Annotated in this window: 20 protein-coding genes; all 20 read right to left on the bottom strand. The window is 44.4% G+C overall.

Going from position 1 to position 22196, the window contains the following annotated elements; translation table 11 throughout:
• Positions 1–35: 35 nt before the first annotated feature.
• Positions 36–560: a DUF3833 domain-containing protein gene (locus tag D1Z90_RS08695; RefSeq protein WP_119910366.1), complete on the bottom strand. Its 525-nt coding sequence runs from the start codon at positions 558–560 to the stop codon at positions 36–38.
• Positions 557–1222: a chalcone isomerase family protein gene (locus tag D1Z90_RS08690; RefSeq protein WP_119910365.1), complete on the bottom strand. Its 666-nt coding sequence runs from the start codon at positions 1220–1222 to the stop codon at positions 557–559. The genes D1Z90_RS08695 and D1Z90_RS08690 overlap by 4 nt, the downstream gene beginning before the upstream one ends.
• On the bottom strand, positions 1191–1766 hold the full coding sequence (locus tag D1Z90_RS08685) for a DUF2878 domain-containing protein (RefSeq protein WP_119910364.1): 576 nt from the start codon (positions 1764–1766) through the stop codon (positions 1191–1193). The genes D1Z90_RS08690 and D1Z90_RS08685 overlap by 32 nt, the downstream gene beginning before the upstream one ends.
• Positions 1767–1781: 15 nt before the next feature.
• The gene (locus D1Z90_RS08680; protein ID WP_119910363.1) at positions 1782–3029 is read right to left on the bottom strand and encodes an SAM-dependent methyltransferase; all 1248 of its coding nucleotides are present in this window, start codon (positions 3027–3029) and stop codon (positions 1782–1784) included.
• Complete coding sequence (locus tag D1Z90_RS08675) at positions 3019–3795, bottom strand: DUF1365 domain-containing protein (protein WP_119910362.1); 777 nt, start codon at positions 3793–3795, stop codon at positions 3019–3021. Before D1Z90_RS08675 ends, D1Z90_RS08680 begins: the two co-directional genes overlap by 11 nt.
• Positions 3792–5051: an NAD(P)/FAD-dependent oxidoreductase gene (locus tag D1Z90_RS08670; RefSeq protein ID WP_119910361.1), complete on the bottom strand. Its 1260-nt coding sequence runs from the start codon at positions 5049–5051 to the stop codon at positions 3792–3794. The genes D1Z90_RS08675 and D1Z90_RS08670 overlap by 4 nt, the downstream gene beginning before the upstream one ends.
• The gene (locus D1Z90_RS08665; protein WP_119910360.1) at positions 5051–5767 is read right to left on the bottom strand and encodes an SDR family NAD(P)-dependent oxidoreductase; all 717 of its coding nucleotides are present in this window, start codon (positions 5765–5767) and stop codon (positions 5051–5053) included. Before D1Z90_RS08665 ends, D1Z90_RS08670 begins: the two co-directional genes overlap by 1 nt.
• On the bottom strand, positions 5764–6195 hold the full coding sequence (locus D1Z90_RS08660; RefSeq protein ID WP_232525226.1) for a nuclear transport factor 2 family protein: 432 nt from the start codon (positions 6193–6195) through the stop codon (positions 5764–5766). Before D1Z90_RS08660 ends, D1Z90_RS08665 begins: the two co-directional genes overlap by 4 nt.
• A 5-nt stretch (positions 6196–6200) precedes the next feature.
• Positions 6201–7556 carry a deoxyribodipyrimidine photo-lyase gene (gene phrB / locus D1Z90_RS08655; RefSeq protein ID WP_119910358.1) on the bottom strand — a complete coding sequence of 452 codons (1356 nt, stop codon included), beginning with the start codon at positions 7554–7556 and terminating at the stop codon, positions 6201–6203.
• A gap of 19 nt (positions 7557–7575) precedes the next feature.
• Complete coding sequence (locus D1Z90_RS08650; protein ID WP_119910357.1) at positions 7576–8535, bottom strand: YbgA family protein; 960 nt, start codon at positions 8533–8535, stop codon at positions 7576–7578.
• Between the two features lie 76 nt (positions 8536–8611).
• A complete protein-coding gene (locus D1Z90_RS08645) occupies positions 8612–9322 on the bottom strand; it encodes a ChrR family anti-sigma-E factor (protein WP_119910356.1) in 711 nt (236 codons plus the stop codon).
• Positions 9315–9935 (bottom strand): sigma-70 family RNA polymerase sigma factor, encoded by a 621-nt coding sequence (locus D1Z90_RS08640; protein ID WP_198419083.1) that lies wholly within the window; start codon positions 9933–9935, stop codon positions 9315–9317. Before D1Z90_RS08640 ends, D1Z90_RS08645 begins: the two co-directional genes overlap by 8 nt.
• Before the next feature lie 94 nt (positions 9936–10029).
• Positions 10030–10581: an LON peptidase substrate-binding domain-containing protein gene (locus D1Z90_RS08635; protein WP_119910355.1), complete on the bottom strand. Its 552-nt coding sequence runs from the start codon at positions 10579–10581 to the stop codon at positions 10030–10032.
• Positions 10582–10698: 117 nt separating this feature from the next.
• Complete coding sequence (gene pssA / locus D1Z90_RS08630) at positions 10699–12051, bottom strand: CDP-diacylglycerol--serine O-phosphatidyltransferase (RefSeq protein ID WP_119910354.1); 1353 nt, start codon at positions 12049–12051, stop codon at positions 10699–10701.
• Between the two features lie 153 nt (positions 12052–12204).
• On the bottom strand, positions 12205–13617 hold the full coding sequence (locus D1Z90_RS08625; RefSeq protein ID WP_119910353.1) for a phosphoglucomutase/phosphomannomutase family protein: 1413 nt from the start codon (positions 13615–13617) through the stop codon (positions 12205–12207).
• 92 nt (positions 13618–13709) lie between these two features.
• Positions 13710–16118, bottom strand: coding sequence for a glycoside hydrolase family 94 protein (locus D1Z90_RS08620; RefSeq protein WP_119910352.1), 2409 nt, complete (start codon positions 16116–16118; stop codon positions 13710–13712).
• Positions 16119–16704: 586 nt separating this feature from the next.
• Entirely contained in the window at positions 16705–17895 is a 1191-nt protein-coding gene (locus D1Z90_RS08615) for an amino acid aminotransferase (protein ID WP_119910351.1), read from the bottom strand.
• A gap of 211 nt (positions 17896–18106) precedes the next feature.
• The gene (locus D1Z90_RS08610) at positions 18107–19588 is read right to left on the bottom strand and encodes a DUF5666 domain-containing protein (RefSeq protein WP_119910350.1); all 1482 of its coding nucleotides are present in this window, start codon (positions 19586–19588) and stop codon (positions 18107–18109) included.
• Positions 19581–20396 carry a DUF6502 family protein gene (locus D1Z90_RS08605; RefSeq protein WP_119910349.1) on the bottom strand — a complete coding sequence of 272 codons (816 nt, stop codon included), beginning with the start codon at positions 20394–20396 and terminating at the stop codon, positions 19581–19583. Before D1Z90_RS08605 ends, D1Z90_RS08610 begins: the two co-directional genes overlap by 8 nt.
• Before the next feature lie 164 nt (positions 20397–20560).
• Positions 20561–22084, bottom strand: coding sequence for a fumarate hydratase (locus D1Z90_RS08600; protein WP_119910348.1), 1524 nt, complete (start codon positions 22082–22084; stop codon positions 20561–20563).
• Positions 22085–22196 lie beyond the last annotated feature (112 nt).

The raw sequence follows: 22196 nt of genomic DNA, 5'->3' as shown, positions 1-22196 counted from the left end.
TAAGAATTTATTCTCAGCGCCCGCTAATGCAGTACTTATATTTTATTTATTACCAAAATCACTTCTCCCACCTGCAAGCCCCATTTATTAATGTAGCTTCTATTGATGACGGTAGTCTCGTCTACCTGATACAACCAATCATCAAACTCCACCCGATACTGACTACCCGCCACTTCAAGGTCTAATTCATATTTCCATTGTAAAGCAAAACCTATCTGTTTACCTTGAGCAGGCCCAACGACGTCACTGGCTCGGCCAACATAAACGCCAGTCCCTTGTTTTTCAAAATGCCATGTCCGAGTGGTTTTTTCACCGTCATCAAATACGAACCATTCTTCGAGTTTGCCTTTGTTTCCTTGCCAAGTGCCTAACATGGTGACCACAAAACGGCGCTGAACTTGCCCGCTTCTGTCCATGACTACGCCTTTAGCCTCTAACTCGCCCTCAAAGAAGCTTTTAACGTTCATTGTGGGTGAACTGCCAGCGTAATCCTCTAACTGTTGATGGGAGCACGCTGTCAACAAAAAGGTGACAATGATGATACTCAACCAATTTTTCATTGCTTGCTCCTGTTAATTCCTAATAACTGTTTTCTCAGAGCCGGTCGGCTGGTGTTTGGAGATAACCAAATCGCAAGAAATGCGTCTGCAAAACCGGGTTGTTCCAGGGACGCCAGCAGCTCTCCATTGTGGTAAAACTGACTGTGGGAGTTGTCGGTGACAACAAAAGTGAGCTTGTCGCCACTTTTGATGTCGGGCCAAATGCTACTTAGCTGACCTAGCCATCGCTGGTACTTTTGGCCTTCGAATGAAAGCTTGCCCCATTGGTCTTGCGTTGCGCTCACTAAATCTTCTTTGTCAATATCGACTTCATAAGTAATATCAAGGGCATGGGGGTAACTCTTCGCTTTGTATTGGCCATCTACAGAGTAGAGTTTTGCTTGGTACAAACTGATAAATAACCACTGCATTTCACCCTGCCCCACAGCTTTTAACTCATCTATGGCCATAGGCACTGTGTCATTTGATTGCTTTCCACTTGCCATCACCGCCATCGACGTCATGTAAATGGCAAAGGCAACAAGGAAGTAACAGAGGGTCAGGTTAATCCAAGACCTTTTGTGATTTGCGTAGACTGAAACGCTTACTGGTTTTTGCTGATAAATGACTTTGTCGCTGCCATTGTCGCCGTCACTGCTGTTTAGGTTGAATCGATAAGTCATGTGAATGCTCCCTGTAATACCGCACTATGGCTAAGTATACGGGAGTGGTGAGAGCCCAGATCAAACTCCAAACTAAAATTGTGGTCAAATTTCCGTTTGGCAATGCGATAGCGTCTAATTTGGCACCGGAGAAATAACTGATAGGCCCAAACACTGAACCACAGGCAACTTGCCAAATTAATGGCAACCGGGACAACCATAACATGCCATGGTTGAGGGTGACCGCAAAGTGTGCCCATAACATGGCTAACCAAAGTGTCATGATGTCTGTAGGGGCAGCGTCAAACACCATGACTTGATTGGCTGCCAGCAGAGCGTCAGTGCTAATGCCTATGACGCTCACTAATAGCATAATCTTAGCGTCTACGCGCTTAGAAGGGCTGAGTAGAAAATGCAGTATGAGCGAGCCTACTAGATAATACTCAGCAGGCTCCCCTACTACGATCGCAACAAACCATACCAACTGAAACCAGACAAAGCTGAGCCAGGTGAACCATTGCTGCGGTATTTGATATGAAATGCGTCTTAGCAAGTGTGTCTCCATAAGCCCCCCATAGCACTAGCAGTTAGGCCTAAAGCCTGGCTTTGCTGCCACCAGATGCACCGTGCTGATGTTGCGCTCTAAAAAAGCCCCTTCGCAGTAACACAAGTAAAACTTCCACAAACGGATAAAATCGTCGCCGTAGCCTAACTGGCGAATATCAGGAAGCGATGCGTCAAACCTGTTGAACCAATCTCTTAAGGTCTTGGCGTAATCTTGGCCAATGTCATGAAGGGAAGTCATCACCATGTCTGTCTTGTTTGCTAAGTTGTGGGTCATAACTTGAATCGAAGGTAAGCAACCACCTGGAAATATATAGCGTTGAATAAAATCAACCCCAGACCGATATTGATCATAACGCTGATCTGAAATTGTGATCGCTTGAATCAGCATTTTGCCATGAGGCTTTAAGTGACTGTTACAGGTTTCAAAGAAGCTAGGCAGGTATTCGTGGCCAACAGCCTCAATCATTTCAATGCTAACTAACTTGTCATACTGACCGGTTAACTCTCGATAATCTTGTTTCAGTAAGGTGATTTTATCTTCAAGACCTAATGCTTTTACCCGTTGTTCCGCGTAACTGTGCTGGGCATCTGAAATGGTAGTCGTGGTCACATTTACCCCGAAATGTTGGGCCGCGTAAATGGCAAGTCCACCCCAACCTGTGCCAATCTCCAATAAGGTTTCACCTTCTTTCAACTCTAAACGCTCACAAATGGTGTGCAATTTATGCAGCTGTGCTTGCTCTAGATCGGCGTCAGCAGACGGATAGATAGCACTTGAATACATCATTTCTTTGTCGAGAAACTGCTGGTACATTTCGTTGCCGAGATCGTAGTGGGCTAAAATGTTTTTCTTCGACCCTTCGCGAGTGTTTTTTCTGGCTTTATGGTAGAACCAACTCGGAATGCTCATCAGTCTTCCAAAGCTTTTCTCTAGCTTATCTTGCACACCTTGCTCACGTCCGAGTACTTGGATAACTTTGGTTAGATCGGGACTGGTCCACCACCCTTGTATGTAAGCCTCACCTGCAGCAATGCTGCCACCCAGCAGGACTTTCTTGTAGGTAGCAGGGTTCAGGATTACAACTTTAGCCTTCAGCTCGGCGTTCACTCTGCCAAGCACCACTTCGCTGCCGGATTCTTCAATCAGTAAGCATGCGTCTTGCATTTTGTTTAGCACTGAAAACAGAAACTTTTTAGCAAGCTTATCTGTCTGACTCAGGTTTTGAGTCGTCATGTGGAACTGGGATGTTTCAACGGACATTGTCTGCTTCCTTCTCCTCGGGCGGTGCAATATAAGGCACCTTTTTTAAATACAGTTTCAAAGCTTGCCAATAGATACCGCAAACGGTTTTTACTGTCATCGCAGGTATCGATAATATTGACCGGCGCAAGTTGTCGTTATTGAGTGCTGTACGTTGCATATTTAAACTCGCGTCAAACACCTTGGTATCATTATGATTTTCTATATGTAACGACAATTGCTTACCCGGCGCTTTAATTCGCCAATGATATTTCATCGCCAAATCCATAAATGGCGAAACATGAAAGTCTTTGTCTGATACGGGCTGATTTTCAATATCGATCAAATAATAATGCCTTTGATTCCAAGGCGTATTGCTTACTTCTGCAAGTAAATAGACAAGTTCATCGTCGTTTTTATAACAGTAGTACATATTGATAGGGCTAAAGTAGATGCCAAAACAGCGCATTTGGCCTATGAATATAACCTTGCCGTCTAAAGGTGCCCCGCCCAACTGGCTGACCTTTTCCCATATATCTTGGCGCGTCAAACTGGCCTTGCCCGTTAAATAGTCTGAACAACGGAAAGACAAGGGAGCAAAACGATTGACCTTGAACCAACGGCTTGCCTGCTGCAGCGCTGGCAACTCATCAAGATCTAACGCCAATAAAAACATTTTATAACTGAACTCATGCTTTGCTACCGCAAAACGCCGATGCCTAACAACCCCGGTGTAGATGCAGGAGTTAAACTCACCGGCTTGCGGTTGTTGCCCAATATCCGTCATAACTGTAAGCCAAAACGTTTACATACGTCTAACGCGCTTCTAACGCCATCTTCATGGAAACCGTTGTACCAATAAGCGCCAGCAAAATGCGTACGTTGATGCCCACATATTTCAGCTCTACGTTGCTGAGCGGCAATGCTCGCGGTATTAAACACAGGGTGCGCATAACGAAATTTAGCGATGACTTTATCTTGGTCTATAAGCTCATTTTGATTCAGCGTGACGCAAAATGTCGGTGCGTCACTGGGTAATCGCTGCAATATATTCATGTTGTAAGTCAACGCTGCAGGGCGCTTGTTATCTGAGTTTAGGTGATAATTCCACGCTGCCCAAGCCAGCTTTTTTGTTGGTAAAAAGCGGGTGTCCGTGTGCAGTACTACGTCATTTTCTTGGTAAGGTATTTGGCCTAACACCGATTTTTCAAGTTCGCTGCTGTCTTCGAGCATCGCTAATGCTTGATCACTGTGGCATGCCAAAATCACTTCATCAAATGCTTGAGGTTGCTGCCCTTTCACCGTCAGCCACACGCAATCTTGCTCACGTTTGATGGCCGTGACCGGGCTGTTGAGGTGGATCTTTTCCCTAAACCCTTCAATGAGAGGGGCAATATAGCTGTTTGACCCATTCGGGATGACATACCACTGCGGACGGTTATTGACCGACAGCAAACCATGGTTGTAGAAAAAGCGTACAAAGAAATACAGCGGAAAGGCTTTCATGTCGTCTAAACTTGCAGACCAGATTGCCGCTCCCATAGGTAAGATGTAGTGCTGAGCAAAGTAATCACTGAAGCCTTCTACTTCAAGGAACTCACCTAATGTCATGACCTTATCGATTTCGTTATTTTTCCAAGCAGAGGTGCAAGCGCCGTTGAATTTAAGAATATCCTTGATCAACTTAAGAAAGCTAGGTTTGAAGAGGTTACTTCTTTGCGCAAACAGGCTGTTTAAATTGTTGCCGTTGTATTCAAGGCCGGAGTCTTGGTTTCGAACGCTGAAACTCATCTCTGTTGCTAAACGCTCTATGCCAATACGGGCGAGAAGCTTTTCGAAATTTGGATAGGTTCGGTCATTAAAAACGATGAATCCTGTGTCAATTTTCCAATCTTTACCTTGATGCTGAATGGTCTTGGTTGCCGTGTGACCGCCGATGTAATCCCCTGCTTCAAAAACCTGAATATCGTGCTCTTTGTGTAATAAGTGGGCGCAAGTTAAGCCAGAAATACCGCTGCCAATGATGGCGATTTTTTTTGTCATTAAGTGCTCATCCTCATTGCCAATTTTTCCCAACACCAGTTGGGTAACATGGCTAATAATTTTAATAGTAAGGTGAATTTATAAGGGAAATGGATTTCTTTTTTGTGTTTGTTAATACCTTTGTAAATATACTGAGCCGCCTCTTCGCTGGTTATCAACATTGGCATGGCAAAATCGTTTTTATCGGTGAGAGGGGTCTTAACGAAGCCAGGGCAAATCACACTCACTTCAATATGGTGTGCCTTGAGGTCCAGCGCCAATGAACGAGCCAAGTAACCGACCGCAGCCTTACTTGATCCATATGCTTGTGCCCGTGAAAAAGGTAAATAACTTGCGCTCGACCCCATCAATGACAATTGGGAGTGTTTGCCAAGTTTTGGCAATAAGCCCTCCAAACAATAACCCAGCGCAATCAGGTTAGTGTGGATGACACGCTCAAACAAAGCTGAATCAAAATGCTTGGCATCGTCTATGTATTCACAGCTGCCTGCGTTTAAAATCGCAATGTCAATTGCTGGCAGTTGGCTGCAGGCAGCTAGTACTGCTTGTTTGTCACCGATGTCAAAGGACAAAGGGGTTAATCGGGTGTGAGCAAGGGCATCTAGACTTGCCATATTACGCCCACATGCAAAAACTTGGTGTCCTTCTGACAAATAAGCTTTCACTAAAGCTAAGCCAATACCTGAGGTGGCACCTGTTATTACGATTGTTTTCATGATGCCGCCCTGCGTTTAATATAGCGAATGGCCCCTCCCAAAATGGGAACATGTTCGTAGATCATGCAAGCAACGTCGAAGTAATCACGATGAAAACTGATTTTTCCATCTTGGTCAATTTCGAGATGGGAGCACCCTGGTACCTTTATCATTTTACCGTTTTTGATTTTGGCATGACTGAAGCTCATCACCCATACCAAGCATACTTTGTTATCGCTCTCTATCACCTGCTCTATCACAAACTGACAAGAATTAAGGTTGAGGTAAAGGCTCGAAAAATACCTTTTTAGGGCTGCCAGCCCATGAACTTCATGCATGGGGTCGATAAACGTAGTGTGCTCAGAATACAGATCACTGACTTGATCTACATTGTCTTTATTGAGCTTTTGATAGAGTTCACAAAAGTTTTTCACTACAGGGGAAGTCAATATATTTATCCTTTTTTAAGCACCGAATATCTGTCTAACGCTCTGACTCTTGCAGCTTTGTGATCAACAATTTCATTTTTGGGCAAATGTATCGTTTTGTTATCAAAAACCGCTGTCTCCGGTAAATATTTACGGATAAAGTGACCTTGGGGATCAAATTTTTCACTCTGGGTGGTAGGGTTAAAAATTCTAAAATACGGTTGCGCATCACAACCTGTACTGGCCGCCCATTGCCAACCGCCATTATTAGCCGCTAAATCCCCATCAATCAAATGCTGCATAAAAAATTGCTCGCCAAGGCGCCAATTAATAAGCAAATGTTTGGTCAAAAAACTGGCCGTCACCATGCGTAACCGATTGTGCATCCAACCTGTTTGCACCAACTGCTTCATTGCAGCATCGACTAAGGGATAACCTGTTCGACCTGCACGCCAAGCTTGCAAGCCTACCTCATCTTGTTGCCAGACAATTCCGGCCGCGAGCTCTTGAAAGTTAACGCCTTTGCATAAATCCGGCTTAAGCTGTAACCAATGACGATAAAACTCCCGCCAAGCTAACTCATTGAGCCAACAAAAGGGGCCACTCGACTTATCGTCTAACGCGTACGGGTAACGCATCAGTACTTGATGAACACAAGATTTAACACTGACTACTCCGAGGGCGAGATAGACCGACATTTGTGAAGTACCCGCAATAGCCGGAATATCTCTTTGGTTGTGGTAATGTAAAATGCCTGAATCTAAAAAATCATTCAGTTGACGGTAAATTGTCTCGGTTTCAACAGACCACGCACTGCTGTCTTTCGTCGGATAATTAAACGCTTCAGGTTGGGAGGCAGTGATGGCGCCCGCGACTGCGTTTGGTGCAGGTAATGGCCTGAGTTCAAGTTGCCTCACCTGCTGTAACCAATTATTCCTAAACGCACTAAACACCTTGTACATGCCACCATCTTTAGTGGCCACGCTGCCCGCAGTGAGAACACAAGTATCGTGGAATAGACGCAGTGGTAACCCATTGGCGATGAGCTTTTCGTCGCGCTTAACTTCATTCACTTCAATCTCGGCGTTGGCCGTGATGCGTTCCACCCGATACATTTGGCATAATTGCCTTAATTTAGGCTCAATATCAGAAAAGCTATCAACCTGCTCTACTAGCAGTTGAATACCACGTTGTGCTAATTCTTCAGTCAGTATGGCTAAACGTCGAAAAATGAAATCAGCTTGAATCGGTGCTAAGTGATGCTGGCGCCATTGTTCCGGCGTGACAAAATACACTGCCGTTGTAGGCCCCTGCTGACACGCAGCAAATAATGCTGGGTTATCTTCTAAGCGTAAGTCTTTCCTAAACCACATCAATTGCATCTAACGAATATCCCTTACTTTAATGTTCATATCTGAGTTTAAGTTCTTCAGGGTGAGGGTTGAGATAAACTTGCTGCGATAAATAATCATCTGGATACTGGGTAAGATAATGTTTGATCAAGGTAATCGGTGCCATGAGTGGCAACAAACCTTGTCGATACTTATCTATCTGCTCGGCCAAATCGACTCGTTGCTGGCTATTAAGCTGCTTTTTAAAATACCCTTGTAAGTGCTGTAAGGTATTGGTGTGCCCTTTTCTTGTTGGGATGTGCTTTAGGGCTGCCATAAAGCCTTTGATGTATTGTTCGGCAGTTTGCTCAAGGGCTAGCTCGTTTTGCCCTAGCAAAGGACCAAGGCTTTTATAGGTATTAGGATCATGGGCCATCAACAAATATTTGTGCTCGGCATGAAACGTGGTCAAAGCATGTTTGCTAACACCGTCAGCCATCAAACTTTGCCATTTATGAAAGGCAAGTACGCGAGTAATGAAGTTTTCTCTCAGCTTAGTATCATTAAGGCGGCCATCTTCTTCTACTGGCAATAAAGGATGGTCCTGCATAATTTGCTGAGCATACAAACCAATACCATCGCGTGCACCTTGATTACCGCCTTCTTTGTACACTGTCACACGCTCCATGCCACAGCTAGGGGACTTAGCACAAAAAATGTAGCCGCTGATGTGATTTAAATCCGCACTTGTCTGCTGGGCAAAGTCTCTTAACTTATCGGTCACATCAAAACTACCATCGCTGGCCACGACTTTAATGACTTCATCTGCCGAACGTACCAGGCGTATGGTTTTACGTGGGGTACCTAAGCCAATGCCCATTTCAGGGCAAATTGGCTGGAAATCAAAAAATGAAGACAGCACTTTCTCACAATAGCCACTGCGTTTGTGACCACCGTCAAAGCGCACTTTGAAACCGATCAGACAGCTGCTGATCCCCACTTTTATTTTATTCTGCTCAAAATGGTTCATGATATTGCTCTTGTTATCTAATTGTTATTTTTTTCTGGGTATAAAAGCAAAAAAAGCGCCTTTCGGCGCTTCAATGTTAGTAAAGCATCTTGCCTAAGGGGTTGAGTACCTTGCTGACACCGGATACAAAGTGCAGAGGCGCATTTTGTACCGCGTAACACAAGCAACCTTCTTTAGTATAGGGGCTATGTTGATGGTCGCCTTCCAGCCAAATAAAATCGCCGCGTTCATACTTGCCGTTTTCATCTTCAAAAGTACCGTCAAGCAACAGTGTCAGCTCGTAACCTTTGTGGCTGTGTTGAGGAATGGAAGCATCTTGGTCTATATGTAGCAAACTGCCACGCACATCGTCCGCCTCACTGACAATACGAGCACGACTCACAGCACCTATGCCAGACCACTTAAGTTGATCGAATTGACGAAATGCTCTAGGCAGGTTGTAATTTTTGCCTGCTACCTTGGTAGAGGTTGGCGCAGTTGCTTCGAAAAGTACTTCTTCCGGCGCTTGCTCCATAATACTAGACAGCATGTCACTCAAGTCTTCGTTAAAGGAAGAAGAGTCGGCAGTTAATGTCTCTACTGCTGCGTCGACAGAATTACTACCAGAGCTATGCTTACAAGGGACTGTCCACGCGGCGTCTGATTCTTGCTCTGTCAAAGCCTGTTGGATTTTTTGACACTCTGGGCACAGCTCAATGTGCGCACTCACAGCTAAAGACAGTGATAGCGGTAATTCGCCTTTCGTGTGTAGCAATAGTATTTCATTTGATGGATGGTGCTTAATCATGGCTAGCCTCCAATTTTGACTTCAACTTCGACATAGCCAACCTCAGTCGTGATTTCACGGTGCCTAAGGGGACCCCTAAATGTGTCGCAAGCTCTTGTTGTGTCATTTCTTTGATGTAAATGGCTTCCACTACAAGCTTTTGTTGTTGTGGCAAGCTCTCAATATGGGATAACAACTCTCTGGACATAAGATGATCGTGCTGCTCACCACTGCTGTGGTCGCACTCTAACATCGGCCATAAATCGTCACTCATGGTATCTTCTTTTTGGCTTTGCATTTTCCTTAGCATGTCAAAGCAATGGTTTCGCATCACTGTGTATACCCAAGTTGTCGCTTTGCCCTTGTCTGGATTGAATAATGCTGCCTTGCGCCAAACAAGCAGCATGGTCTCTTGTACCAGCTCTAACGCTTGTGCTTCTTGACGAAACCGCTTCATGCCGTGTGCTTTTATCTTTGGCGTAAACCATTTAAATAGTTGTGCAAAAGCTGCTTTGTCTTGTTGCTCAGCGACCAAACGCATCCATGTATTGATTTGCTGGTCTTCATCACTCAAATTAGTAACGTCTATTGGATTCAATCTCTTGTCCGTCGAGTTGCTCGATACACTCATCATTGTTGTAGGCTTCCTTAATTATAAGACGAACTTTATAGATAACTTACGCCATTGAAAGAGGTTTGGATCAAAACTTTCAATATTTTGCCGATTTTTATTGCTTGATTACTTGGCAAACAAAGTCGACCACAGCATTGAGATCGTTTTGCTGCGCGAGATAATATTTTTTGTCTTTAGCAATAGGAAGGATCTCGAGCCAACGCTGGCAAACCCATGACAAATCTTGCAGTTGTCTGTCAGATTTACTGTTGTCGTATAAGGGGTGAGCATCCAGTGCCTTCTCAAGTGAATCGGCAATAAAATGATACTGGTCCGGGACTTCGCGTATGTCCCAACTGTCTACAAGCGCAACCTCACCGTGCATTAATCCGTCTGCATCTTGTGAAACATTTTCGATGATGAACCTGTCTTTACCCACAATGTCTATGGTTAAGTAGCCATCATCACCCTGATCAAAATCGTATATCTCAACCTGGGTGCCAAGCTCATAAATGCCGTCTTCATCTGTAGGTAAGCACAAGCCGAAGCCTTGCTGACTAGACATAGCTTCGGATACTAATCGCAAGTATCTTGGCTCAAATATTCTTAATCGGGTTCTTCCACCTGGCAGTAAAAACACCGAAAGGGGAAACAAAGCTAATTCCATTACACTCTCCTCGTTTGATTGATATTACGAGGCAATGCACCATTTTGATCAGCTGTGAGAAACGAAAAAGCCGACGTACGTCGGCCTTGAGATGTGTAGCTTGTGCACGGGCGCTTACTAAATGATGCGCTTTACCATATTGTCAGCACGGATCACACGCATGCGACTCAGTAGCTTTTGAACCCGCTCAGGGTAATCCTTAATATCTTCAATATCCTGATAACTCGATATTTTTTGACAGTTTTCTAATATTAAAGCCAGTTCACGCTGCTGCATTTCAGCCAACTGGTGCGTTTCATCGTGCAACAATAAACCATTCTCTAGGTCCAGTCGCCAAGCTCTCGGGTTTAGGTTGTTGCCCGTTAGCAGCATGTATTTGTCATCGCTGTAAATGCCTTTGAGATGGAAACTATTATTGTCATGCTTCCAGATATGGATATCGAGCATGCCTTCAAGCAAAGATTTGTGATGACGACGGGCAAACTTTCGTAGATTGGTTTCATACAAGTACGGTAAGCCGCCTATGGTTCTGAAATCTTGCTCCGGACTAATATAAAAGTCATTGGCCGTTTTATCACCTACGACTAAGGTGATTTTTACGCCACGTTTTAACATTGCTGAAATGTCACGTGAGATGGCTGCGGGAAAGTTAAAATACGGAGTGAATAATACCGCTGAGTGCTGACAGCTTTGCAGTAATTGCCTGATTGTTTTGTTGAGTAAATTGCCTCTGCCACCAAAGCCGAGTAATGGCGTGATGCCGATATCTTTGTGTTGACGCACTTGCGGGCTAAATTGGTATTGCTGACGCTTAAGAAAACGCTTCAAACGTTTATGTTCGGGTTTTATCTCTGCAATCTTAGGCACTTGCTGCTGATTTAATGGCACCACACCAAAGTCACCCAACCTCAATTGGTCTATGTATTCAACCATAGACTGCGCCAAGCCAGAGTGTTTAATTAGACAGTACCGGTCGTATCGATATCGTTCTTTCTTATTCAGATAAATATTGTTGAGGCTGGCCCCGCTATAGAGCACTGTATCATCAAACACAAAACCTTTTAGATGCAGCACGCCAAATAATTCGCGGCTTTTCACTGGAATGCCAAGGATATCAAAATGGCACTGATTATCTTCACAGTATTGGCGGTAAAAGTCGGCGTTGGTATCCCCGGCATCATGGCCAATTAAGCCCCGCTGGGCACGATGAAAGTCCACTAAGATCACGATTTTTAGCTCAGGGCGCAGGCGTTGTGCTTGATGTAACTCGGCTAAAATTTCTTGCCCTGCTTCATCGTTTTCAAGGTATAAAGCGGTTAAATAAATTCGTTGCTCAGCCTGTTGTATATGCTGAATAATGTGGCACCGAAAGTCAGCAGCGTCGTAGAGAAAATTGATATCTTCACTGCGGACGTTAAGCTGGGGTTGCTGTTTTAAGAAAGACAGGCTTCGATTAATCGCGTCTACCATTATGTTTGATTGTTACTCATTTAATAAGACGGTTGCATTATAACAAGTTTTTTATCAAGACTGAAAAAACTTAAGCTTTTCAAATAAGAATGTAAAAATATCAAAAAAAAGCCCCGCGTTAGCAGGGCTTAAATTATAGCAGTTTTCGCTCAGTTAAACATTCAAGAATTGTTTAACTTGTGCAACCACTGATTCAGCCGTTGCTTGATCTTCCATCTCTGCGAAAATACGTAAAAGCGGCTCTGTACCAGAGAAACGCGCTATGACCCAGCCGCCATTTTTAAAGTAAACTTTGGCGCCGTCTTCGTAGCTTACCTTATCAATTTCATAATCGAAATCAGGTAATTCTTTATCTTCATAAATACGCTTGTAAAGCACTTCTTTTTGCGAAGGTTTGAAAGTGCAATCGCCTTCTGCAGTGTAAGCGTAACCGTACTTGGCATAGATTTCTTCGAGCAGCTCGCCAAGCTTTTTACCTGTAACACAAATCATTTCTACCAATAGGCTAGAGGCAAATACGCCGTCTTTACCTTTGATGTGACCGCGAATGGTTAGGCCACCAGAGCTTTCACCACCAATCAGTGAGTCATCAGCTTCCATTTGTGAGCTAATATGCTTAAAGCCAACAGGTACTTCAAAGCTTTTTTCACCGTGATCTGCGGCGATTTTGTCCAGAATATGCGTGGTAGCAATATTGCGTACTACTGAGCCTTTTAACCCTTTGTACTTAAGCAGGTAGTAGTAAAGCAACATTAAAACTTCGTTAGGATGAATGAAGTTACCTTTTTCATCGATAATGCCTAAACGGTCAGCATCACCGTCGGTACCAATACCGATATCGTAACCTTCGTGGGCTACTTCATGCTTCAAGCGGTACAAGGTAGCAGCACTTGGGCTTGGCATTAAACCACCAAAGCCTGGGTTTTCACCGTCGTTGATCACGTCTACTTCACAACGCGCAGTGATCAATACTGTTTGCAACGCATTTTTTGCAACACCGAACATAGGATCAATCAAAACTCTTAAGTTTGCTTGCTTAATCGCTTCAACGTCCAAGTAGTTCAAAATTGAGTCTACAAACTCATTCATTGGGTTGATAATTTTGACACTGCCTTGCGCAACCGCCTCTTCAAAGTCGATGGATTTAACGTCGGCTAATGTTAAATTGGCAATTTGTGACTCAATTTTTTCAGTGATGATTTCATCTGCATCACGGCCACCTTCAATAAATACCTTAATGCCGTTGTAATCAGCTGGGTTATGAGACGCAGTCACACATGCTGAGTATTGGCAACCCATTTCACGACATTTGTACATCACGATAGGTGTCGGTACATACTTATCAATAAAGCTGACATTTACGCCATTACCCGCCAAGACTTCCGCCAACCACGCAGATGCTTTGTCAGATAAAAAGCGGCGATCGAAACCAATTACAAAACCGTTTTCACCGGCGTTTTCTGCGGCAATGATATTAGCTAAAGCTTGGCCTACTAATCTGACGTTGTCTTTAGTGAACTCTTCACCAATAAAGGCGCGCCAGCCACCTGTTCCGAACTTAATCATTTATCTACACTCATCATTTCATTATCAAAAACAAAAAAGGGACGTAGCATCGCTGCCCGCCCCTTTAACATTCAGTCTAAAGTGGTCGGGGCTTAACCCAGTACCACGATTACCTCATTTACGCTGCCATCAGCTTGAGCAGGAACCACAGCACCTTCAATTGCGCTACCGTTCACAGTGATAGACTTAACGCCTTTGCTTACACTGCTTGGGTTTTCAATTTTGATGTTGTATGTCGCACCACGCCATTGGCGAGTTACTTCAAAGCCAGGCCAGTTAGTTGGGATACATGGATCGATAGTTAGACCATCAAAACCTACTCGCACACCTAGAATAAAGTTAGTAACCGCGAAGTAAGCCCAACCGGACGTACCTGTTAACCATGGGTGGTTTGCACGACCGTGATCTTGGTGGTCACGACCCATGATGAACTGCACGTATGAGTATGGTTCAGCAATACGTTTTTCGATAATGTCATTTTGGTTGTATGGGTTAAGCGCGTCGTAGAACTTCATCGCTTGATCACCGCGACCAAGTTTCGCTTCTGCTACCCAAGCCCAAGGGTTTGGATGTGAGAATATAGCGCCGTTTTCTTTCACGCCTTGATATACGCGTGTCACAAAACCAATGTCATCGTTTGGTGTAGCAAATGATGGTGCATTTAGGTGCAAACCGTATTCAGAGAACAAGTGCTCATCTACACTGTCCATTGCACGCTCACCGCGCTCTTGAGATACCGCGCCTGATAATACCGCTAAGGTATTTGACTCAAGGTGAATTTTACCTTCAGTTTGTTGCGCTGTACCGATTTTGTCGCCGTCTTTCGTTAGACCGCGAATGTACCAACCGCCTTCGTCGTCCCAAAGGTGCTCTTCACACGCTTTTTTAACGCCTTCAGCCATGGCTGTGTACTTAGCAACGTCTTCGTCTTTACCAAGGTATTTAGCAAGGTCAATGAACTCTTGCAGTGCCCAGAAGTGTAGGAAAGACACCATTGAAGACTCACCACCGCCTAAGTTTAGACAGTCGTTCCAGTCTGCACGAAGGCCTTTACAGATACCCGTTTGGCCAACGTACTCGGCAGAGAAATCAAGCGCTGCTTTCATGTGCTCGTATACGGTTGCGTCGCCACCGTTGGCGTAAGGGATCACTTCCTCAAAGAAGCTTTCTTCGCCCGTTTCTTGCACGTATTTAACGATTGTTGGCACAATCCATAGGTGGTCATCAGAACAAGTGTCATCGATACCGTGAATTTTGTCGTCATCAGACGGTGTTGGCACTACCGTTGGTGATTTAGAAGGCTCAACATCTGCTTTTTCTGGGTCAAACCAATCTGGATCGAACAAGTGTAGACCGTAACCTTCTTTCACTTGACCGCGTAGAAGGTCAACTAGACGTTTACGAGTCATTGCTGGGTTCGCGTGAGGTACAGAGATTGCGTCTTGCGCAGTATCACGGTAACCAAGGCCAGTACGACCACCTACTTCGATGAATGAAGCAAAGCGAGACCATACAACACAGGTTTCAGCTTGGTAAAGGGTCCAAGCGTTGATCATCGTATCTAAACCAGCGTTTGGCGATTTAACTTGGAACTTGTCACAACGCTCGTTCCAGTGTTCTTTGATACCTGCAAATGCAGCATCAACGTTGGCTAAGTCTTGGTATTTAGCACGTAGACGCTCGCCGTTACCTTTGCCGATACCCAGTACGATAGCAAAACGTACTTCTTCGCCAGGTGCGATAGTGAACTGTTTGTGCAAAGAACCACAGTGGTTGTAACACGTTTGCGCACTGTTAGAACATTTACCTTGCTCAACCGCAATAGGGTTAGACTCGTCGCGGTAAGCACCTAGGAAAGTGTCACGTTGGCCGTCGTATGAATCTGGGTCAAAAGTAGACGCTAGGTAGTAGTAACCTTCAAAATCGTTGGTGTTGTAGTACAAGTCATATTCAATTACGCCGTCATTGTATGACGTACCCGCAGAGTACAAAGACATCTGATGGTTTTGGTTATCTGATTGAATGTGAGAGAAAGAGAACTCAACAAAAGAGAATGCAGAAATTGTACGAGGCTTGTCACCTGTGTTTTTGATCACAACGTCCCATACTTCCGCATCTTCACCTTTTGGTACAAACAAGGTTTTCGTAGCAGTAATACCGTTGTACTCACACTTGAATTTAGAGTAAGACAGGCCGTGACGAACTTCGTATTTTGCTTCTTCAAGGCTCTTAGCAACTGGCTGCCAAGAAATCGACCAGTAGTCACCTGTTTCATCATCACGTAGATAAACGTAATGACCAGGGCGGTCTAGCGTCGCATTCGGACGGAATTTTGTCACACGATTGTATTCTGGAGAGTTATAGAATGAATAACCGCCGGCATTGTGTGAAATAACAGTACAGAACTTTTCTGTACCTAAGTAGTTTGTCCACGGAGCAGGAACGTCAGGTTGAGTGATGACGTATTCCCGATTTTCGTTATCGAAATAACCGTATTTCATGTGTAAACCATCCTTACAATTGTTGAGTCACTAACTAAGAAAAGCGACCTAAACTATTACTCGCAAAAAAATAAAAAAAAATAAAACACCGTCAATCCACTGACAAAAAGGCTAGCGTGTTATCAGTGTACATTTGTTGTACAGGCCCGATAGCTCAAGCAACGTCCATGTGAAATTTTATGACTAGCGGCGTGTTTTTTACCATATTGTACCCATGAAGCAAAGCAGGAAAAGCCCTGTCCGCGCGTCAGTGTCAGTTAGTGTGATGACTGTCACCTGAGCGCATACATTTCAACTCAAGTTACTGTAATATATAGACTTTAACAACTCAGGAGTAGGATGACCCTGGATTAAACCCAGCGTTATTAACGAATTTGTCGCATTTATTAACGAAATTAACGTGATTACGACCATATTTTGACTGTGCGATCGCGACTAATTGGCGTTATTTCTCCCCCAAGCTTGATCGCTGAAGGCGCGAGTAAAAAAGAGTAAAAGTTTAACTAATCAAGAGTTGAATAAAAAAACGCCGCGAAAGCGGCGTTTATACAAATATCACAATGTTTCGTGATTGGCAGTTAATCGTTTACACGACAGCTGCAATAGCGGTACATAATGCGTCCATGTTGGACTTAGTCATGCCTGCCACAGAAATACGGCCTGAGCCTACAATGTAAACACCGTGCTCATCTTTTAGTTGCGCGACTTGCTCAGGGCTTAAGCCCGAGAATGAGAACATGCCGTTTTGACGAATGATAAAGCTGTAGTCACCTGCCACACCTTTGTCTTTCAACGTTGCCACAAACAACTCACGCATCTCTTGGATACGATCACGCATGTCCGCAACTTCCTTATCCCACTCTGCGTAAAGCGCTGCATCGTTGAGAATAATGGTAACAATCGCCGCGCCATGTGCTGGTGGGTTTGAGTAATTAGAACGAATGCCTGACTTAATTTGGCTAAATGCCTGTTCAGCCGTTGCCGTGTCTTTCGCAACTAAAGTCACGGCACCAACACGTTCATTGTATAAACCAAAGTTCTTTGAAAAAGAATTCGCAACTAATAGCTCGGTATTGTGCTGAGCAAAAATTCGTAAGCCTTGCGCGTCTTCTTCTACGCCCTTAGCAAAACCTTGGTAAGCAAAATCGAATAAAGGCAATAAGCCTTTTTCAGCACATAGCTTAGCCAGTACTTCCCATTGCTCTAGCGTAGGGTCAATACCGGTTGGGTTGTGACAGCAGCCGTGAAAAAGCACTAAATCGCCAGCTTGGGCGTGCGCTAATGACGTTAACATGGCGTCAAAGTCCATGTCCTTGGTTTCGGCATTGTAATAATCGTAAGTTACGACTTCCAAACCGGCTGTTTTAAACACGTTACCATGGTTTGCCCACGTCGGATTACTGACCCAGATTTTGTTAGACGGTAGGTGTTTGACGGCAAAATCCGCAGCAGTGCGAAGAGCACCTGTGCCACCCGGCGCTTGCGCAGTACAAGCACGTTGCTGCGTGACCACGTCGCTGTCTTGGCCAAATAATAGCTTTTGAACCGCAGCGCCATATTCTGCACTACCTTGAATAGTCAGATAGCTTTTGCTGGTTTCTTCATCTAATAGACGGGCTTCAGCTTTTTTAACCGTAGCCAAAACAGGGGTTTGACCTGCTTCATTTTTATAAATACCTACGCCTAAGTTGATTTTGTTGCTGCGTTCATCTTTTTTAAAGGCTTCTGTTAAGCCAAGAATCGGATCAGCAGCCGCTTGAGTGACCTGTTCAAACATTGTAATCCCTACCATATTTTATTAACTAAATTCCAAGCTAGTTTATACCATCAGGGATTAAATTCAGATAGCGAAAACCGCTTTTTACTGCTATTTATTACATTTTGATGGCGAAAGCCTTGTAAATTGCAAAATTCGTTCTAAAAATTTAGCAATTTATTAACAATTTTGGGTCTTGCCCTGGACTCAATGTTCAGGGCGTATGAGGTGATTAATCGTCCAGCGACAGTTCGTCAATATCGCCATCATTGTCAATATCTACCAAATGAATAGACTCAAATTCCGGATTTTTAAACGCGGCTGCGAGCGATTCATATTCATCAATGTCGAGCTCTACATCTGCATCTAAGGTGTATTTGAGCCCCAATACATTAATCGTTTGGCTATCTGCTTGATACGTGTCCTGATCAACAGGGGCGGTAATATTAATCCCGTCTTCATCTTCAGTTCTAGTTACCTCAGAGGCCAGCCATACACCCTCTTGTGGTTGTTGCAGCGTTACCTCTAAAGCATCGCCATTATTAAGGGATGCAAGATTGACCCTTCGCACATCATCGCGCTCATCTTCCCATTCAGTTCGATTGTTAGTATTGAAGCTAAATGTATCTCCATTAATATCTAACGCGATGCTTTGTTGCTCAGCATCTACAGATGAAACAAAAGCCATGATTTCGTATTCATCAAAATTTGGACCATCAATATACTCGACGTCACTCGCGATAAGGACACCACTTGATATTGTACCTTCTACTTCGACTTGGCTATTGAGCTGAAGATCTTCTTGATAGTCCCTTTCCGCCTCACTTGCATTGACGTGAATACCATCGACAATAAAATCTGTTTGGCTAGTTAATTCCGTTATCAGGCCTTGTATCTCGATATCACTGTCTTCCCCAAGATCCACTAGCTCAATTTCAGAAACTAAAATAATATTGCTGTTTAGGGCTGTCAGAGCTCCCTCAATTAGCACCATTTGGCCTGTTTGATAGTCACTTGAATCAACGCCAGTTGTATCTAAAACAAACTCTTTACCACCGGCAGCTAATAACCAGGTGTCATTGCCATCATTGCTGGCTATTAATTTACCTCGAATTTCGACTTCGGTTTCATTGGCGCTAAAAACGTCATCGTCAAACTTAATGTAGCTAGCCTGCAATACACCGTCGGCATCATATTGACCGCTCACTTCAACCAAGCTTCCCGCCGTTATTATGCTGAGATCTTGTTGCAAGGTGTCATACGACAAAGCATTGAAATGCGTGGCAGAGCTTATGTTTACCTTTACCCCAAGCACTGACAAACGGATCAAATTTGCTTCGTTTGGATCGACTTGTGCAGCCTCTGTTACAGGCCCTTCAAGTTCTCCATCAAAGTGTATTTCAGTGGCCGTACCTGTGCCATCTGATTTCACTTCACCTTCAATTCTTACCACCATGCCAAGGTTGAGTGCATCTTCTGAACTTGCTAACCCATTAATAAAAAAGTTGCTGTTGTTAGTATCAAACCTTACGCCATTCACATAAACGCTGCCAAATGCTGTTACAGGGCCTACCACCGACACATCCGGGCTTGCAACCGATACTCCTGTTCCGCCTATTCCCCCTCCTCGGCTAGCACTGCCCTCTTCACAGCCAAAAAGACCAAGCGTCAACAAGGGTAAACTGGCTAAACTCAACAGTTTCATTTTATACATGGGTGTCCTTACAGTCTTTATAGAAATAGATGCCTACCGTCACCTGCTGGCATTGTGATTCATCTTCACCCAAAGGTACCTCGTGTTCTACAAGCCATTGATTGAAGTCTTCGAGTAACAGCTGTGAGCGTTTGTTGCTGTATTGCTCAAATTTAATTGCATCTGCAGGATTTATCAGACGATTAGAGACTTTACGCTGGAAGCGAGCTCTGCCTTCTTTACAAGTTAAGTTGTGATTTATAGTGGCGATCAATTCTGAGCTGTCTTGACCTAATATTCTCAGTTTAACTTCTTCATCACCTTGAGGAATATAAGCATGCTTAATTAAACTCACACCTCGTTCAGACTGTACAACGTTACCCGCTAACAGCAACACGTCCAGCATAGCTTTGGCCGGTATATCGCCACTGTATTTCTTAACTAGTTGGGCAAACGAGCCTTTTTCACCCTCTAAGGTTAATTCTGCAGCATTCATCGGGGTGATGTAATAATCGGGATCATTTAACCAACCAGAAATTACCCGGGTAGCGCGATTAAACTTTTGGCCAGTTTGATCTTGATGGGCTTCCTCAAGTTCGCGCAAGCGCTTAACTTCTTTGCGTGTCAAACCAGTAAGTGCCGCCACACTCGATATCGTTGGTTTTTTATTGTTAGAAGTGAAATCATCGAACGCTACATCGACGTAAGATTTTTTGACCAATTCAGAGAAAGCACTGAAAACCACGCCATTTCGTAATAAAATATTCACGAGCGGTTTAAGTAATACAAGTATTGCTTTGTGCAGAGCAGCATTGATTATCGAGTTCATAATTGGGATTTTATTCCCAAACGAATTAGTACACACTCACTCACTAAATTTTTTGTGACTCCCAACACATTAAACGCCTTATTTAAATAAATATGATGACAAACAAACTCGGACGGATAGGTAATTCTACCTATTAAAAAGCCACCCGAAGGTGGCTGTTTGGCTTACTTGTTTAGGGCTGACATGTCTTCTATTTTGGCTTTCCAAATAGCCGGCCCTTCGGTATGGGCATTCACCCCATTAGAATCTACCGCCACGGTCACAGGCATGTCTTCAACTTCAAATTCATAGATGGCTTCCATACCCAGATCTTCAAACGCAACCACTTTGGCTTGCTTGATAGCTTTAGCCACTAGATATGCTGCGCCGCCAACCGCCATCAGGTAAACGGCTTTATGCTGTTTAATCGACTCAACGGTTGCCGGTCCACGTTCTGCTTTACCTATCATGCCCATTAAGCCCGTTTCCTCGAGCATAAAGTCAGTAAATTTATCCATCCGCGTTGACGTTGTTGGGCCCGCAGGTCCAACCACCTCATCGCCAACAGCATCAACCGGGCCAACGTAATAGATAAAACGGTCTTTAAAGTCCACACCTGCCGGCAAACCTTCGCCACCGTCCATTAACTCTTTAATGCGCTTATGTGCGGCATCACGGCCGGTTAAAATTTTACCCGAAAGTAACACGGTTTCACCCGTCTTCCATTCCAACATTTCTTCTTTTGTTAACGTATCCACGTTAACACGGCGCGCATTGTCTCCCACTTCAAACGTCACTTCGGGCCAGTCAGATAATTTTGGCGCTTTCAGGTTGGCGGGGCCAGAACCATCCAAGGTAAAGTGAGCATGGCGGGTTGCTGCGCAGTTCGGGATCATCACCACAGGTTTCGATGCCGCATGAGTCGGGCAACTTTTGATCTTGATATCCAGTACCGTTGTCAAGCCACCTAGCCCTTGCGCACCTATGCCTAACTTGTTGACGCGCTCCATGATATCTAAGCGAAGTTTTTCATCTGCTGTTTCTGCGCCACGGGCTTGCAATTCGTGTATGTCCACAGGGTCCATCAACGACTCTTTTGCCATTACCGCCGCTTTTTCAGCTGTGCCACCAATGCCAATACCAAGCATTCCTGGCGGACACCAACCGGCTCCCATAGTCGGCACCGTTTTTTCGACCCAAGCTGCCACATCATCAGAAGGGTTAAGCATGACCATTTTAGACTTATTCTCTGAGCCACCGCCTTTAGCTGCGACCATGACTTCAACTTTGTCTCCTGGCACCATTTCAATGTGCACTACGCCCGGCGTATTATCTTTGGTGTTTTTCCTGCCACCAGCAGGATCGGCAACAATCGAAGCACGTAAGGGGTTGTCAGCATTGTTATAAGCCTGACGAATGCCTTCATCCACCATTTGTTGCACGGTTAAGTCAGTGTCCCACTGTACCTGCATACCAATTTTTACAAAGGCCGTCACAATACCCGTGTCCTGACAAATAGGACGACGGCCTTCGGCCGACATACGTGAGTTGATAAGGATTTGGGCCATCGCGTCTTTTGCTGCCTGGCTTTGTTCTTTTTGATAGGCCTTGTCTAAGGCTTGGATGAAATCAAGGGGATGATAATAAGAAATATACTGCAACGCATCCGCTACACTTTCAATTAGATGCTCTTTTTTTATCACGGTCATAACGACAATGCCTCATTGTTCCTTGTGCCCAGATAGGCGTGAATAGATAATTTATCTTTATTGTTGTGGGCCTTATGATACTCTTGCGCGGCGCTTGCATCCAGCGGTGCAT

Source organism: Motilimonas pumila, from assembly GCF_003596335.1.
Lineage (GTDB): Bacteria > Pseudomonadota > Gammaproteobacteria > Enterobacterales > CBDFNC01 > Motilimonas > Motilimonas pumila.
Note: the sequence above shows the minus strand (reverse complement) of the source record. Positions and strands in the feature narration are given on the sequence as shown.

Coding starts and splice junctions, on each gene's coding strand:
- D1Z90_RS08695 (WP_119910366.1), bottom strand. CDS start 560: ATGAAAAATTGGTTGAGTATCATCATTGTCACCTTTTTGTTGACAGCG.
- D1Z90_RS08690 (WP_119910365.1), bottom strand. CDS start 1,222: ATGACTTATCGATTCAACCTAAACAGCAGTGACGGCGACAATGGCAGC.
- D1Z90_RS08685 (WP_119910364.1), bottom strand. CDS start 1,766: ATGGAGACACACTTGCTAAGACGCATTTCATATCAAATACCGCAGCAA.
- D1Z90_RS08680 (WP_119910363.1), bottom strand. CDS start 3,029: ATGTCCGTTGAAACATCCCAGTTCCACATGACGACTCAAAACCTGAGT.
- D1Z90_RS08675 (WP_119910362.1), bottom strand. CDS start 3,795: ATGACGGATATTGGGCAACAACCGCAAGCCGGTGAGTTTAACTCCTGC.
- D1Z90_RS08670 (WP_119910361.1), bottom strand. CDS start 5,051: ATGACAAAAAAAATCGCCATCATTGGCAGCGGTATTTCTGGCTTAACT.
- D1Z90_RS08665 (WP_119910360.1), bottom strand. CDS start 5,767: ATGAAAACAATCGTAATAACAGGTGCCACCTCAGGTATTGGCTTAGCT.
- phrB (WP_119910358.1), bottom strand. CDS start 7,556: ATGCAATTGATGTGGTTTAGGAAAGACTTACGCTTAGAAGATAACCCA.
- D1Z90_RS08650 (WP_119910357.1), bottom strand. CDS start 8,535: ATGAACCATTTTGAGCAGAATAAAATAAAAGTGGGGATCAGCAGCTGT.
- D1Z90_RS08645 (WP_119910356.1), bottom strand. CDS start 9,322: ATGATTAAGCACCATCCATCAAATGAAATACTATTGCTACACACGAAA.
- D1Z90_RS08640 (WP_198419083.1), bottom strand. CDS start 9,935: ATGATGAGTGTATCGAGCAACTCGACGGACAAGAGATTGAATCCAATA.
- D1Z90_RS08635 (WP_119910355.1), bottom strand. CDS start 10,581: ATGGAATTAGCTTTGTTTCCCCTTTCGGTGTTTTTACTGCCAGGTGGA.
- pssA (WP_119910354.1), bottom strand. CDS start 12,051: ATGGTAGACGCGATTAATCGAAGCCTGTCTTTCTTAAAACAGCAACCC.
- D1Z90_RS08625 (WP_119910353.1), bottom strand. CDS start 13,617: ATGATTAAGTTCGGAACAGGTGGCTGGCGCGCCTTTATTGGTGAAGAG.
- D1Z90_RS08620 (WP_119910352.1), bottom strand. CDS start 16,118: ATGAAATACGGTTATTTCGATAACGAAAATCGGGAATACGTCATCACT.
- D1Z90_RS08615 (WP_119910351.1), bottom strand. CDS start 17,895: ATGTTTGAACAGGTCACTCAAGCGGCTGCTGATCCGATTCTTGGCTTA.
- D1Z90_RS08610 (WP_119910350.1), bottom strand. CDS start 19,588: ATGTATAAAATGAAACTGTTGAGTTTAGCCAGTTTACCCTTGTTGACG.
- D1Z90_RS08605 (WP_119910349.1), bottom strand. CDS start 20,396: ATGAACTCGATAATCAATGCTGCTCTGCACAAAGCAATACTTGTATTA.
- D1Z90_RS08600 (WP_119910348.1), bottom strand. CDS start 22,084: ATGACCGTGATAAAAAAAGAGCATCTAATTGAAAGTGTAGCGGATGCG.